General features: G+C 43.5%; 14 protein-coding genes. 6 read left to right on the top strand and 8 right to left on the bottom strand.

Translation table 11 applies throughout. The annotated features are described in order from the left end of the window. Positions 1 to 139 precede the first annotated feature (139 nt). Positions 140 to 898 carry an EAL domain-containing protein gene (locus QR721_RS12600; RefSeq protein ID WP_348027510.1) on the bottom strand — a complete coding sequence of 253 codons (759 nt, stop codon included), beginning with the start codon at positions 896 to 898 and terminating at the stop codon, positions 140 to 142. Between the two features lie 211 nt (positions 899 to 1,109). Between QR721_RS12600 and QR721_RS12595 the strand changes: the two genes are divergently transcribed. From QR721_RS12595 to QR721_RS12575, 5 genes are all read left to right on the top strand, one after another. Continuing rightward, complete coding sequence (locus QR721_RS12595; protein ID WP_348027508.1) at positions 1,110 to 2,756, top strand: GGDEF domain-containing response regulator; 1,647 nt, start codon at positions 1,110 to 1,112, stop codon at positions 2,754 to 2,756. A gap of 296 nt (positions 2,757 to 3,052) precedes the next feature. After that, entirely contained in the window at positions 3,053 to 3,670 is a 618-nt protein-coding gene (locus tag QR721_RS12590) for a DUF47 domain-containing protein (RefSeq protein ID WP_348027506.1), read from the top strand. A 12-nt stretch (positions 3,671 to 3,682) separates the two neighbouring features. Then, positions 3,683 to 4,681 carry an inorganic phosphate transporter gene (locus tag QR721_RS12585; protein ID WP_348027504.1) on the top strand — a complete coding sequence of 333 codons (999 nt, stop codon included), beginning with the start codon at positions 3,683 to 3,685 and terminating at the stop codon, positions 4,679 to 4,681. Between the two features lie 122 nt (positions 4,682 to 4,803). Continuing rightward, entirely contained in the window at positions 4,804 to 6,150 is a 1,347-nt protein-coding gene (locus tag QR721_RS12580; RefSeq protein WP_348027502.1) for a TolB family protein, read from the top strand. A 130-nt stretch (positions 6,151 to 6,280) separates the two neighbouring features. Next, on the top strand, positions 6,281 to 7,036 hold the full coding sequence (locus QR721_RS12575) for a hypothetical protein (RefSeq protein ID WP_348027500.1): 756 nt from the start codon (positions 6,281 to 6,283) through the stop codon (positions 7,034 to 7,036). Positions 7,037 to 7,082: 46 nt separating this feature from the next. On the opposite strand, the gene QR721_RS12570 is transcribed toward QR721_RS12575, so the two are convergent. The 7 genes from QR721_RS12570 to QR721_RS12540 all read right to left on the bottom strand — a co-directional run bounded on the left by QR721_RS12570 (position 7,083) and on the right by QR721_RS12540 (position 13,240). Next, positions 7,083 to 7,607 carry a C40 family peptidase gene (locus QR721_RS12570; protein WP_348027498.1) on the bottom strand — a complete coding sequence of 175 codons (525 nt, stop codon included), beginning with the start codon at positions 7,605 to 7,607 and terminating at the stop codon, positions 7,083 to 7,085. A gap of 268 nt (positions 7,608 to 7,875) precedes the next feature. After that, the gene (locus tag QR721_RS12565) at positions 7,876 to 8,889 is read right to left on the bottom strand and encodes an acyltransferase family protein (protein WP_348027496.1); all 1,014 of its coding nucleotides are present in this window, start codon (positions 8,887 to 8,889) and stop codon (positions 7,876 to 7,878) included. Positions 8,890 to 9,047: 158 nt separating this feature from the next. Beyond that, positions 9,048 to 9,320, bottom strand: a complete 273-nt coding sequence (locus QR721_RS12560; protein WP_348029845.1) for a phospholipase A2 family protein — start codon at positions 9,318 to 9,320, stop codon at positions 9,048 to 9,050. A 151-nt stretch (positions 9,321 to 9,471) separates the two neighbouring features. Beyond that, positions 9,472 to 10,476 carry a FecCD family ABC transporter permease gene (locus QR721_RS12555; protein ID WP_348027494.1) on the bottom strand — a complete coding sequence of 335 codons (1,005 nt, stop codon included), beginning with the start codon at positions 10,474 to 10,476 and terminating at the stop codon, positions 9,472 to 9,474. After that, positions 10,473 to 11,504 (bottom strand): FecCD family ABC transporter permease, encoded by a 1,032-nt coding sequence (locus QR721_RS12550; RefSeq protein ID WP_348027492.1) that lies wholly within the window; start codon positions 11,502 to 11,504, stop codon positions 10,473 to 10,475. The genes QR721_RS12555 and QR721_RS12550 overlap by 4 nt, the downstream gene beginning before the upstream one ends. A 15-nt stretch (positions 11,505 to 11,519) precedes the next feature. Next, a complete protein-coding gene (locus tag QR721_RS12545) occupies positions 11,520 to 12,443 on the bottom strand; it encodes an iron-hydroxamate ABC transporter substrate-binding protein (RefSeq protein ID WP_348027490.1) in 924 nt (307 codons plus the stop codon). Continuing rightward, positions 12,443 to 13,240 (bottom strand): ABC transporter ATP-binding protein, encoded by a 798-nt coding sequence (locus QR721_RS12540; protein ID WP_348027488.1) that lies wholly within the window; start codon positions 13,238 to 13,240, stop codon positions 12,443 to 12,445. Before QR721_RS12540 ends, QR721_RS12545 begins: the two co-directional genes overlap by 1 nt. A 139-nt stretch (positions 13,241 to 13,379) precedes the next feature. Between QR721_RS12540 and QR721_RS12535 the strand changes: the two genes are divergently transcribed. Next, positions 13,380 to 14,435: an NAD(P)/FAD-dependent oxidoreductase gene (locus QR721_RS12535; protein ID WP_348027486.1), complete on the top strand. Its 1,056-nt coding sequence runs from the start codon at positions 13,380 to 13,382 to the stop codon at positions 14,433 to 14,435. Positions 14,436 to 14,536: the final 101 nt, after the last annotated feature.

The following is a 14,536-nucleotide window of genomic DNA, read 5'->3' as shown; positions in this document are numbered from 1 at the left end:
TAAAACACTTTTTCACCGTTCTGACTCAACATATATTTGAGTAAAAGGTATAAATATTAAAAGACAATCGTTGCAAGAATTGAGATGCAACGATTGTCTTTTTGCTGTATGATGTAATAGTTGTTTTCGGAAATATGTGTCATTGTTGTGAAATTTTGTTACTGAATATTTTCAGCAAATCATCTGGTCGTCCCAGCAGATAACCTTGGATTAATGGAATACCACATTCGACAGCAGCTTCAAGGTCGGCATGTGTCTCAATTCCTTCAAGCACAATCTGCATATTGTTTTTTCTTGAATAGTGGCTGAGCATTGTGATGTGCTTCTTCTTATGTTCTGAAGCGGCAAGGTCATTTGCAAAGTATTTATCCAATTTGATTATATCGGGCCGTACTGTAACCATAGTATCAAAATGTTCGATACTTGCACCGATATCATCAAGTGCAACTTGCACGCCGATGGAACGCAGCCGCTTTACTGCAGGTTTAAGGGAAATCGCGTGACTGATTAATTCATCCTCATTAATTTCAAGTACGAAGCTAGAAGCATCAAACGGTGAGGCTGTAATCATATCTTTCAACAAAATAATGAATGCCGGTGATACAAGAGTTGACGGGTACACATTCAGATAGAATTTTGTACCGGATTCAAACAAGTCTGCATGACGATTAATATGGTCAATTGCATGTATGATGGATGAGATGTCGAGTTCAAAAAGTCTTCTTTCTAGAATTGCTTTACGGAAGAGCTTTTGTGGGTTTCCTGCAAATGGCGTTCGAAGCAGGCATTCATACCCATGTGGCGCATTTGAATCCATACAGATGATTGGCTGGAAATGATGATGGTAAAGGCGTTTTTCCAGCACTTCATCTAGACTAGGAAATTCTTTTTTGCCCAAAGTCATCGACTCCTACTTATTTGATTAGGTTTTTATACTTTGCAACTCCTGATGCTTTATGGGTATAATGATAGTATAATAGTACCACTCATTCTATTGGTAAGGCAATACAAACATACCAGTAACTGAATTTTTTAGTTCGTGAGCACGTCCGGTTATTTCCATTAGGCTTCTTAGCTTTGTGCTGGAGCAGAAGGAGGCGCATGCTACATTGAAGAGAAAAAGCAGATACGAATTACTTATGAGAAGGCGAATCGCCAATACATTTGATCAATGGAAAGAAAAGGATCAAATCAGTGGCAGAGAAGTATATAATTTCCTTTACAAAATAAGAGGAATAGCGCGCGGATTAGGTATGAAGCGTGTTGAATTCTTAGCAGCTGAGAGGATTGCTGAAATCACAGATGATGAGCAGGCCATTTGGGCACATGGAGATTGGAAACGCTTTCTGAAACCTTTCGTTGAAATCGCTGAGAATGAAACTGAAACCGAACCAGAACAATTACCGGGACGTAAAGAAGAAATAATCCGCAATGAAACAATTGGGCGCAAGGAAGGAAGATTCGGGCAGGACAGTGAAATTATCCTGCTCATTGATCATGATGTCGAGTTTGTCACAGGCTTGAAAAATAAGCTCGAGGAAGAGGGCTATCATGTCATCATTTCTTTGACAGTCGCAAATGGGTTTAAGAATTTCTATACGATGAGTCCGTCATTCGTACTGATGAATATAGAGCTTGCAGAAGGCAATGAGAGACTTGAGGAGTTTGGGGCAGCAGTCAGGGCAAATCTGACACCACTTGCATTGATCAGCAGTACGGTCCATGAGCGCAGTCGAGCCCAGGCGTACGAGTTTGGTGCTACGGACTTCATTGATAAGGAAGTTCTTGAACCAGAGTGGTTTATCCCATATTTGCGGAACCGTCTAGCCCTTTCCCAGAAGATTCTTATTGATGAGCTGACCGGAGCCTGCAACCGCAAATTCATGGAGCGAGCACTTTCAGATCTTCTAGCGAACTACGAACGCTATAACGAGGGATTTGCAATCGCTATCATCGACCTTGACCATTTCAAAACTGTCAATGATACGCATGGTCATATAGTCGGTGATGAAGTATTGCGCCGGCTCGTCCAGCTAATAGATGAACATAAGCGCAAAACTGACATGTTGTGCCGTTTCGGAGGGGAAGAGTTTGTACTTTGTCTCCCAAAGACGACAGAAGAGGGTGCTGTAATTCTGCTTGATCGTATCAGGGAGCAATTTTCCAAGGAACAGTTCACATCATCAGTCGGTGATTTCAATGTTACATTCTCTGGCGGAGTCGTCTCTGTCAATGAGCATAATCACACACGTGAACGCCTTCTTGATGAAGCGGATAAAGCGCTGTATCAGAGCAAAGCGGATGGCCGCAACCGTCTTACGGTCTATAGCGGCGATCTTGAAAGTACAGCCGTCAAAAAGCTGCAAGTGCTTGTCGTAGATGATGACCGGCTCGTACGGACCATCCTTTCAAGGAGCTTTGCTGAATGGCAGCCGGATGATGAAGTTGATGTAGAAGTTCATGCCTTCAAAGATGGCCAAGAGCTTCTTGATTCTAATTGGTATAGACCAAATGAACGCTATATTATTTTGCTTGATGGCATTATGCCACGCATGAATGGAATAGAAGTGCTTGAGCGCATCCGTGCTGATTATGATGACAAGAATATTATCATTTCGATGCTTTCTGCTCGGGCAGGAGAAGCGAATATTGTTCATGCGCTCGAGAAAGGCGCAGATGACTATATGCTCAAACCGTTCAATGTCCAGGAAGTGCTGGCACGTGTCGGACGTTTGTCAAGGAGGCTTCTCCTATGATTAGATGCCGATATAGGGAGCAATCCATCATATAGAAACAGGCTGAAAGGGTCAGGGGTCCCGGACAGCCTGTTTCTATTTTTTTATAACGGGGATTGAGTTTTATTCAAGAAGCATCTCGTTATCCATATTGTTTCCAAATGTTTTCGCTTTCATAATTAGGTTGAACATGGTTAAACTAAATAAAAGATAAGAAAATTCGACAAATCCGTGCAAAATTCTTGCGAAAGTTATATACTTCTAAAGGATGATATTGACAAAACAAGTTTTCCGATTAATAGACGGAGGGTTCATGAATGTTCAAGAAAAAGCCTGATAAATTTTCGAATTACCTGGTTGACTTTGCAAAGCATCTGGATCAAACAGCAGAATATTTTGTGAATTACAAAGTGAAAGACATTGCCTCGCTGGACGAGTTTGCCAATACAATTAAGCGATTTGAAACAGAAGCGGATGAGAAGGTACATATTATCATCAAGGACCTCAACCAGGCGTTCATTACGCCGATTGAGCGTGAGGATATCCTTCAGCTGACAATGTTGCTTGATGATATTATCGATGGAATGGAAGAATTCACAGCCCTTATGGACATCTATCAGATTCTTTCATCAGACGGTTATATCGATTCGTTTGCAGACTACATCCTTAAATGCTCGAAAGAAATTCTTACATGCATGGAATTGATGTCTAACAGCAAACTGAATCAAGTCGAGCCGCATGCGATTCGTATTAAGGATCATGAGAGCAAATGTGATGAACTTTATCGCGCATCACTGAAGAATTTGTTCCAGAATCAGACGGATCCAATTAAAGTAATACAATTCAAGGAAATTTATGAGACGCTCGAGGAAATTGCGGATTGCTGCCAAGATGTGGCGAGCACGTTGCAGAGCATCATCATGAAGAACGCGTAAGAGGGTAGAAGAATGGATGGATTATTCTTAACGGTCATACTCATCGTACTGTTTGCCCTTGTTTTTGATTTTATTAACGGTTTCCACGATACGGCGAATGCAATTGCAACTTCTGTATCGACAAAGGCGCTCACACCGCGCAGGGCGATTACACTTGCTGCTGTCATGAACTTTATCGGTGCGCTTACGTTTACGGGAGTTGCCAAAACGATTACGAGCGGAATTGCCGATCCTTTTAAACTTGATCATGGCTTGCTCGTTATCATGGCTGCTCTAATTGCCGGAATTACCTGGAACCTGATTACATGGTACTACGGTATTCCGAGCAGTTCTTCGCATGCGATCATCGGTGCGATTACAGGTGCAGTCATTGCATCTGCAGGATTTAGCGCTGTGCATTATAGCGGTTTTCTTAAAATCCTGGAAGCACTCATTTTGTCTCCAATCATCGCGTTTGCGGTTGGTTTCATTGTGTATGCGATCATTAAAGTGATTTTCAAGAATCAGAACCTTGCCAAGACGAATAAGCGCTTCCGTATGATGCAAGTACTGACTGCAGCTGTTCAGTCATACTCACACGGTACGAACGATGCCCAGAAGTCAATGGGTATTATTACGATGGCACTCATTGCTGGTGGTGTCCATACATCTACTGAAGTACCGTTTTGGGTTCAGCTTGCCTGTGCGACTGCGATGGCACTCGGTACGTCAATTGGCGGCTGGCGCATCATCAAGACAGTCGGCGGCAAAATCATGAAAATTCGCCCTGTCAATGGGGTAGCGGCTGACCTTACGGGTGCTGCTGTCATCTTCGGTGCGACGCTTATTCACCTGCCAGTAAGTACGACTCATGTCATTTCATCTGCAATCCTTGGTGTCGGCTCCTCTCATCGTGTGAAAGGTGTTAACTGGGGTGTTGCTAAGAGAATGCTCGTTACATGGGTCATTACGCTGCCGATTTCGGCTTTACTCGCGGCAATTGTTTATTATATATTGAGTCTCTTTTTCTAAATAAAAGGACGGATCTGCTTTTCAAAAGTGGTTCCGTCTTTTTTGCATGCTGAGCCTAGTACAAACTTTTCGAATTATTGATTATAATGGAAGGAGACTGGAAGCGGGGAGGGGGCGGAAGAATGAAAAAGCGGATGATGGCGTGGCTGATGACAGTTTCTGCATTACTTTTAATCGGTTGTATTTTATTTACGGCATTATATGAAGACAATCCTTATAGATATCATACAGGGCTTGGTGATACAGTTTCATACTCGTCTGAAAGTGGCGGCCAATTTGCCTTTTCATATTACCAGGATGGGCGGAAATCTATTTTCATAGCTGATCGAAATGGGAAAAATGCAAGAGAAATCGGAAAGGGCGAAACAGGTTCAGAGCATTCCGAGCCGAAATTCTCGCCAGACGGAAAAGGCATGCTTTATCTCAAACTGGACGAGACAAAGAACCAAACGCTGCAATATATGGCCGATTGGCAAAAAGGTGAATCGAGAAGACTGACGAAGCACTTTCTGAAAGTATTCACAGCTGCATTTAATCCCGATGGGAAAACAATCTACTTCACTGCAAGTCCAGTCGATGATGGTTCATTGCCCGTAGACATTACAGAGGGTACGGATTTATATGCAATCGGAACAGACGGCAACGGACTGGAAAGATTGACGAAAGATGCTATTATACCGATGAGCCGGCTTGCAGTTACTCCTGATGGAAAGAAAATTTACTTCGTCGGATTTGAAGAGGAAGAGAATTTATACATATATGATTTTGAAACCGGTATAAATTCTCCGGCAAAGCATTTAAATGGCGAGGTGCTATATGATCCTGTAATCTCACCGGATGGCCAGCTAATCGCTTATACGGCCGTTGCCAAAACAAAGCAAGATGAAGGGCTGTTTGAGTATGAGGTTTTCACCCGGAATCTCGATGGGAGCGGCGAAAAACAGCTTACTTATAAAGGAAAACATGCGGGAGTGCCTGTTTTTATGGGTAATAAAGGTGAGGTCGCCTACTTGCTGCAGAAAAATTGGCCTGAGGAGCCGGCCAACTATGAGCTGAAGACAGTGTCGCTTAATAATCAGGGTAATGAGAAGAACGAAACTGTCGATCTTAAGATACCCCCTGTTAAAAAGGCATTCCATGCAGATGCTTTGATGGAGCGTGTTATCGGGTTACCACTTTTGGCAAGCTTGTACGCAGTCTTCTTCATCTGTTGGACAATTCTCCTGCTCGGTAAAAGAAATAAAGTGTTTATCCCGAGTGCTGTAAGTTGTATGACAGCGGTTATCAGTCTTGCCATTGTGAAGTACATGATGTGGCGCGATCCTTTTATCGCAATAAACTTGCAAATGTATGCGATTCTTGCCGGTTCGATTACTGCAAGCGTGCTTGTTCTTGCGCTTTATGCAAGATTCAGTTCTTCCAAAGTGTCAGCTCACCCGATAACGTACAGTGAAGATATTGCCGAATAGTCATTTAAAAGGGGGCTCTCATGAGTTCGTTGGAGAAACTGTTCGATACATACGAAGCTTTATGTTCTGATAAAGAAGAAATTGGGTTGCTCCATAATGGGGCAAACGTTGTGAAGGGGGAGAGTGGCTGTTGAAGCGAATAATATTACTGTTTGGATTAATTGCAGCTCTTTGCGCTGGCTGCGGTACCTCAGAAGAGCAGTCTGGAAAGGCCGAGAAAAAGCAGAGCAATGCAGAGACGGTAGCGAATGAGGGAAAAATTAAACAAGCGACTGAGAGTCCACTTTCAGCTGAAGAAATAGCTGAACAAGCACGCTATACTTTCTTAATCAAACAAAACCATACACAATATGGATTTCATATTTTCGCAGAGAAAGAAAGGAAATCCACTGCAGATGAAGACTGGGCTTGTGCGAATAAAGGGGATGATGTTTACACCGGTGACTATAAACTTGCGGTCGTAAAGAAAGGCGGAAGCAAGCCATCTGTCATTCCTATCGGACATCATACATTCCAAGTGCCAAATGACGGAGTGGGTGTCATCGAGGGCGATCCATCACTGCTCGTTGTGTCCCACTGTGAAGCATCAGACCTATACAGCGCCCAGCTTTATACTCTTAGGAAGAATGGAAAACCTATTGAAATAAAAGATGGAGACGGCAAGAAGCTCTCCCTGAACGTTACCCCGATAAGAATTAAAGCCATTGGAAAAAATACATACCAGTCCGCAGTGTTCAGCAATGCTGGAGAAACAGACTGGGTATTTTACAATTGGATACTTGATCGTGAAAAATGGCAGTTGACTCTCGAAAAGAAAATCATTCCAGCTCCCGGCAAAGTTGATGTCACGAAGTGGAGTGAAAATCCAAACTATATAGTGGAATAATTAAAAAAAGCGATCTGCCTAACTTGGCAGATCGCTTTTGCATGCATTACTTTTTCTTTACTGGTGCTTTTTTAATTGGTGTTGTTGGTGCTTTCTGTGCGCCTAGGAAGGCTTTCTTCCAGTAGTCTGCTTTCAAGCTTTGAGTGGAGACGCCTTTGTTTACAGTAACAGCGATGAACTCATCGTTACCAATATAGATTCCGACAAAGTTAGCTTCTCTTGGCTTTTTGTTCTTTGTATCAAAGAAGACGAGATCGCCTTGCTGTGGCTTCTTCACATTTTTGCCAGGTTTATAGATATCCTTTATCGTGCGTGGAACTTGAACGTTGAATTTAGCATAGACATGTTGTACGTAGCCTGATGCATCGAAACCTTTTTTCGTCGTGCCGTCCTTTTTATATGGCGTGCCAATCAGGCTTTTTGCATAAGTGACAACCTTTGAATCTTTCTGCTGCTGAGCAGTCGGTGCCTTCACAGTCTTCGCGGGAGTTGCTGCGTATGCCGGGATGGCTCCGATTGTGAGTGAAGTTGCGGCAACGGCTGCAATGATTGTCTTTTTCGTGATTTTCATTGTAATATCCCCTTTTTCCAATCTTATACAATGAATCATATACGATCCTATCGGAAAATGTAATAGTTTTTTTGCCGCTTATGTGAACTTTTTTAGGAGCTTCACTTGGTGAAGTAGAGTACCGAAGGGCGTAATGGTTTTTAATAAAAAGTGCAAATTGAAGGGCCACCATATATCTGGTTAAAAATATTTAATTACTAAAAAATAAAGGAATGACACCATAATATGGTGTCATTCCTAGTATCTCTTAAACGATGGATTGAGTTTATTAGGCAGACGCTTTTTTAACATATTCATACTTTTTTCTGGGGCGTGTACCCAAAAATAAGAATCGGGCAAAGGGTACCTGCTTGATTAAAATATAAAAGATAAATGGGGTTAGTACTCCAATTAATGTGAATCCAATAATCCCGTAACTGAAGAAGTGGCTAAAGAAGTCGTTTACTACACGATGTAAAAACATGATTGTAATGGCCGAAGTTCCAATGTAACTAATTACAACGCTACTTTTGAATTTTGCAATTTGAGCACTAATATAAAATATCGTAAAGCAAATGATTACTGGAACTAGGAAATCTAGCAGCAAGTGATTATAAACATTTGGCTTTAGATCAATATTATAAAAGTAATTGTTCTTATAATCATATATAACAAACATTATGGTTAACAATGCAGTAACTATAAATGTTTTGAGATTCAAAACTTTGTGGATGTATTTTTTTATATAATAGCCGAATGCATAATACGATAATGCAATAAAAGTTACGTCAGCACTCCATGGTACAGGTGTCTCAATTGGCTGGTAGTATGCATACAAATGAGCGAAAAGATAGGAGAGTATGATGATACCAATTTTTATAGCGTGACTCCTGAAAATCAAATCAATTAGAGCAAAAACAATTTGTGTGATTAAGAGGCAAGTCATAAACCAAAAAACAGTAACTAAACCTTTCATCATCATGCCGCCATACATAAGGTTATACATATCTTCCATAAAAGAAACAACTGTGAAGCCTTCTTTTAATTCAATGTATAAATAGATAATAATTCCGAAAGTTAAATAAGGAAGGAGCAATCGTACAGCTCTTTTTCCTACCCAACTTGCAAACTCCCCCATATTATTCAGTGGCTTATATAAGAACCCACTCAATATGAAGAAGAGCGGCATGTGGAACCAATAAGTATAATGATGAGCTAATTCATGATAGCCATGGCCCATTACTACTGCAACAATCCCTATCGCTCTTGCTATATCAATCCACTTGTAATGTTCTTTACCCATGTATTCACTTCCTATTCTGAAACAAACTCTTATGGCTAATTTTGTATATATCTGTTAATAGATAGTTTTGCCAATATCATACCACATAGATAAAAGAGAGTGCTCCCATCATTTCCAATGGGTGCACTCTTGTATAAGCTTTATATATTATCAGGTATTCATCTCCTTGGAGGACGCTGATTAAAAGATGTTTTCAACTTGAAGAAACGGTACATCAGTCCTGCTTGTCTTCCTTTCAAGGTGTGATAATTCACTTTAGGTTCCAGACATTCCATGAACATCAGGTCACATTCATATCGACTATGCTTGCCTTCCAGGAGACAGAGGTCGTGCTTCATGCAGCAATTATCGACATCATTGATGGGAGCCCCTGGTCCGCTACAGTTAGGGCCACACCACTTGTACCCTGGGAAGATACAGGAACCGCTCATTCTCTTTCTGTTCCTGCTCATTGTCTTCACTCCTTGTCTTTGATTTTTAATATATTTTATGAAAAAAAGGTTTCACCTGCAGAGGACAACCGTCATAAACGTAAAAAAACCTTGTTCACACAGTTATCCACTGTATGAACAAGGGCCTTTTTTATTTTCTCATAAGCAAATAAACGAAATAGGGGGCGCCAATCAGGGCGGCGACAGTACCTGCAGGAATGCCATCTGGCTCCAGCACGACACGTCCAATTGTATCCGCCACGAGTAGCATCCAGCCGCCGAACAAGATGGTGACGGGCAGATAAGCATGGGCACGCGGGCCGACAATCGACTTTGCAATATGCGGTGCAATGAGCCCAACGAAGGCAATCCCTCCTGTAACGGAAACAGCGGCTGAGGCGAGAGCGACGGCAGCTATGAGCAGGCCGGCGCGTTCTCGATTGACAGAGACACCAATTCCAATTGCTGTTGGTTCTCCAAGAGCAAGGAGGTCTAAGCGGTGGGCTTTTAGCCAAATAAACGGAAAGAGAATGAGAATCCAAGGCAAGAGCGCCCAAATGAACGGCCAGTCGGTCCCCCATATGCTACCTGCAATCCATTTTGATATGAAGTCGACTTTGCGACTGTCAGAACCAGATAGAAGAATGACCATTAACCCGGAGAGGGCAGCAGCAAATCCAACACCACTCAGCACAATTTTGACCGGTTGAAACCCTTGTCCACGTTGATAAGCAAATAGGAAAATAAGCCCTGCCGTAAGTAACCCGCCAAGGCAGGCAACGACAGGCAATGTGTAGACAAATGAACCTGCTTCCAAAGGGAAGAACAGAAAGAAGACAGCAACAGCTGCTCCTGCTCCCGCATTAATGCCGATAATGCCAGGGTCTGCAAGATCATTGCGTGTGATACCTTGCAGTACTGCTCCAGACATGGCAAGCGCCATCCCGGCAAGGAATGTAATAATGAGTCGGGGCATGCGCAGGTCAATCAGGATGAACTGCTCTTTGAAGGTTCCATACCCTGATAGTGTCGGTAAAATCCGGTCGAGCGGAATGGCCGCGGCACCAGTGGACAAGGCTATACCAGCAGTTAAAGCAATCATGATGAGCAGAATGATAATAGTGAATGGCAGTTTTCTCACTTTTTGTTTTATCATTGGAATGCTCTCCCTCCTTTACGCACGATGAAGAGGAAGAACGGCAGCCCAATAACTGCTACAATCGAAGCGACCGGTGTTTCAAACGGCGCCTGAATTGTTCGCCCGATTGTATCGGCTACCAGCATGAACGCACCTCCGGCGAAAATGCAGAACGGTATGATCTGACGATAGTCACTGCCGGTAAAAGGCCGTACAAGATGGGGGATCATCAAGCCGACGAAAGCGAGATTTCCGGCCAGAGAGACAGCTGTTCCAGATAGCAGCACAATGATGATGAATAGGATCACTTTAACAAATCCTGTACGCTGCCCGAGCCCAGTTGCAATTCCTTCATCCATGCTAAGAATTGTCAGTTGCCGCGACATCATGAGAGCGACCAAGATTCCAACTATTATAAATGGCGCAATTACACGAATTTGCAGCCATGTCGTTCCAATCAGCCCTCCAGCGGTCCAGGCCGAGACATTCCTCGATACTTTAAAATAGAGACCGATTCCTTCAGCTACCGCGAAAAGGAAGGCAGATACTGCTGCACCTGCCAGTACGATGCGGAATGGAGTGAACCCGCCTCGCTTCAATGCACTAATGCCGAATACGAGAAGGGCTCCAATCCCAGCTCCGATAAAGCATGCAATCATAATGTAAAAGTAATTCGCCTTTGGAAGGAACGCCACCATGACCGCAAGCGCTGCATTGGCACCTGCTGTCAGACCGAACAGGCCAGGATCAGCAAGCGGATTTTTAGTCATCCCTTGCATGATGGCACCGGATACTGCGAGTGCCGCTCCGACTAGAACAGCTGCAGTTTCTCGTGGCAGACGAAGTTCCTTGATAATGAGCGCAGATTTGCCTGGGTTAGCAGCAAACAGTGCGTCCCATACATCGCGGACCCCTGTATGAGCCGCACCAAAAACGATGGCAAAAAGAAAAGCAGCCACGCAGATGCACATGGCTGCAATTAGTTTGAATACAAAAGGCAGGCCCCGTTTTGATTCAATAGAATGTCGATTCTCTCTCTTTTTCATGGAATCAATTCCTTATTATTTCGTGAAATAATCTGTGAACACGTCAAGTGCGTGATCAACAGTTAGTGGGTCATTGAAATAGAATTCTTTTTGACTTACTTCCAGCACATGATTGTCCTTCACAGCCGGAATGTTCTTGTAAGTGTCTGTCTTCTGGAATGAGTTATCTGACTGCTTGTCTTTGCTTACTACGATGTAGTCGCCTGCATATTCAGGGAGCACTTCGCTGGAAAGGGCATAATAGCCGTCCTTCTTGACCATCTTCTCAACTTTTTCAGGCATTTTCAAATGAAGCGCCTGGTAAAGAACTTCTGTTCCACGGCCCCAATGGTCGCCAAATACGTAAAGCTGCTTATCAAAGTTCTCGATGACGGATACACTTGCATCTTGACCGATCTTGTCTTTGATTTTCTTCTCTGAATCAGCAGCACGTTTCTTGTAATCCGCTACCCAGTCTTTCGCTTCTTTTTCTTTGTTCACAAGCTTGCCGATTTCAATATGCTGCTGCAAATAGTCGGCTTTTCCATAAGTGTACGTAACAGTCGGTGCAATCTTCTTAAGCTTGTCTACGTTCTTTACTGTAGATAAGGCAATGATTAGATCCGGATTCAATTCAGTAATCTGTTCAAGGTTCTCTTCAGAAACTTCTTTAGCATTCTTCAAGCCTTCCTTGAATCGCGGGTTAGACATGGACCAGGCATCTGCACCAACAACAGGTACATCAAGCGCCATCAAGTTACCGGCAAAAGAAGATAGTACGACAACACGTTTTGGATGTACAGGAACTTTTACAGATCCGTTTTCAGACTTGTATGTACGAGTTTGAGCTGATTTGTCTTTCTTATCCTTTGAATCCTTTTTATCGCTTTCCTGGCCGCCGGAGCAAGCTCCGAGTATTAGGACGAGCAATGCCATAAGCAAAACTGCAATTTTTTTCATTATAAATGTCCTCTCTTTATCAAGTTGTATGTGATGCAAGTCGGTTTGTTCGTGCGCGGGTCACTCGCAATTTCAGCATCTATGCCGAATACATCAAGCAGGACCTCATGCTTCATTACTTCAGCAGGAGTACCGGCTTTCACGATTTTCCCCTCTTTCATCGCGACCATGTAGTCAGCGAAGCGTGCTGCTTGATTCAGGTCATGGAGTACCATGATGATCGTGCGATTCTGTTCCTTATTCAGTTGTTCAAGCAGTTCGAGTACTTCCAGTTGGTGAGCCATATCGAGATACGTTGTCGGCTCATCGAGGAAGATGATCTCTGTCTCCTGAGCAAGTGCCATCGCAATCCATACTCGCTGCCGCTGTCCACCTGAGAGCGCATCTACAGCCCGATCGCGGAATACATGCGTACCTGTCGCTTCAAGCGCCCAGTCGATGATCTCGCGGTCTTTTTTCGTCAGGCGACCAAAGCCTTTCTGATAGGGAAATCTTCCATAGGAAACGAGCTCTTGGACAGTCAGACCGCTGGCGGCTTCCTGCTGTTGCGGAAGGATAGCCATTTTTTGCGCAATCTGTTTCGTATGCTGTCTTGCAATATGAGCGCCATCCAGGATTACTTCACCTTTGGTATGGGGAATCATGCGAGTCAGACCTTTAAGCAAAGTTGATTTGCCACAGCCGTTTGCCCCGATGATGGCTGTAATCTGACCATCGGGTATTTCGACTGATAAGTCTTGGACGATCAGCTTGTCGCCGTATTTTATGTGGATGTCTTCAGCGTACAGGCGTGACATGTTTTTTCACCTCCGGACTTGCAAAATATTTCGAAATCGTTGATAATGATTATCAATATCACATTTACTATTCTAAAGTGAGCAAACCAATAATGCAATCTTAAATAAATGAAAAAATATTGACAAAGGTGGATGCCTGATGCGAGATGAAGAGATGTTTGACGTAACGATCATTGGCGGCGGCCCAGCTGGCCTCTATTCAGCTTTTTATAGCGGTCTACGGGGCATGAAGACAAAAATAGTCGAATACCAGCCGAAGCTCGGCGGCAAACTCCATGTCTATGCAGAGAAGATGATCTGGGATGTCGGCGGTCATGCGCCTATCACAGCTGGCGGTCTGATCGAGCAGATGATTGAACAGGCGAAGACTTTTGCACCGGCAATCTGCCTAAATGAGAAAGTGACAGAAATCAAGCGCAATGTGACAGATGAATGTTTTGTACTCGAAACGGAATCTGGACGCATGCATTTCTCAAAAACAATTATCGTTGCTGTTGGCGGTGGCATCCTCAATCCGCAACGGTTGAAAATTGAAGGGGCAGAAAGCTTTGAAGTGACGAATCTTAATTATAATGTGCCTTCCCTCGCTCATTATGCCGGAAAAACGGTCCTTATTTCCGGAGCGGGGAATTCAGCGATCGACTGGGCTAATGAACTCGAGCGGATTGCGGCCAATGTCTATGTCGTCTGCCGTAAAGACTGCTTGTCCTGTCATGAGGCGAATGCCGATCAGCTGCTGCATAGTTCGGCCACATGCTTCTTCAATACCTCCATTGAACGTTTCATTGCAACAGATAATGGTGACTGCATCCAGGAAGTTGAATTGATCAATAAGAGTACGGGTGATGTTTTCCGTGTTCCAGTTGATGAAGTCCTCGTTAACCATGGCTTTGACCGTGATGTTTCATTGATTGAGGACAGCCCGCTGCCTATTGAACTGGAGGATAAAGGGATTAAAGCAACACCACTAGGCGTTTCTTCTGTTCCAGGATTGTATGCAGCAGGAGATGTGTTACGCCACGAGGGTAAGCTGCATCTAATTGCTGGTGCATTTCAGGATGCTGCCAATGCAGTGAATCAGGCAAAACTCTTCATCGACCCGGAAGCGACACGCACAGGTATGGTTTCCTCCCATAACGAAGAATTCAAAGTACGCAATCGCGTCTTGCTGGATGAGATGTTCCAGAAGGACTGACCGAAAATATTTTATCGAAAGCCCGACTTGAAGCAGGTCGGGCTTTCGTATGCTATAATGCATGGAAGTGAAGGTTTTGATACTGTTTTAGGAAGGAAACC

It is taken from the genome of Aciduricibacillus chroicocephali, from assembly GCF_030762805.1.
GTDB classification, from domain to species: Bacteria; Bacillota; Bacilli; order Bacillales; family Amphibacillaceae; genus Aciduricibacillus; species Aciduricibacillus chroicocephali.
This window is presented reverse-complemented; position numbering and strand designations above follow the sequence as displayed.

Bases quoted from the DNA above. Each gene is read 5' to 3' on its own strand.
- QR721_RS12590 (WP_348027506.1), top strand. From the start codon at position 3,053: ATGTTCAAGAAAAAGCCTGATAAATTTTCGAATTACCTGGTTGACTTT.
- QR721_RS12585 (WP_348027504.1), top strand. From the start codon at position 3,683: ATGGATGGATTATTCTTAACGGTCATACTCATCGTACTGTTTGCCCTT.
- QR721_RS12580 (WP_348027502.1), top strand. From the start codon at position 4,804: ATGAAAAAGCGGATGATGGCGTGGCTGATGACAGTTTCTGCATTACTT.
- QR721_RS12570 (WP_348027498.1), bottom strand. From the start codon at position 7,607: ATGAAAATCACGAAAAAGACAATCATTGCAGCCGTTGCCGCAACTTCA.
- QR721_RS12565 (WP_348027496.1), bottom strand. From the start codon at position 8,889: ATGGGTAAAGAACATTACAAGTGGATTGATATAGCAAGAGCGATAGGG.
- QR721_RS12560 (WP_348029845.1), bottom strand. From the start codon at position 9,320: ATGAGCGGTTCCTGTATCTTCCCAGGGTACAAGTGGTGTGGCCCTAAC.
- QR721_RS12555 (WP_348027494.1), bottom strand. From the start codon at position 10,476: ATGATAAAACAAAAAGTGAGAAAACTGCCATTCACTATTATCATTCTG.
- QR721_RS12550 (WP_348027492.1), bottom strand. From the start codon at position 11,504: ATGAAAAAGAGAGAGAATCGACATTCTATTGAATCAAAACGGGGCCTG.
- QR721_RS12545 (WP_348027490.1), bottom strand. From the start codon at position 12,443: ATGAAAAAAATTGCAGTTTTGCTTATGGCATTGCTCGTCCTAATACTC.
- QR721_RS12540 (WP_348027488.1), bottom strand. From the start codon at position 13,240: ATGTCACGCCTGTACGCTGAAGACATCCACATAAAATACGGCGACAAG.
- QR721_RS12535 (WP_348027486.1), top strand. From the start codon at position 13,380: ATGCGAGATGAAGAGATGTTTGACGTAACGATCATTGGCGGCGGCCCA.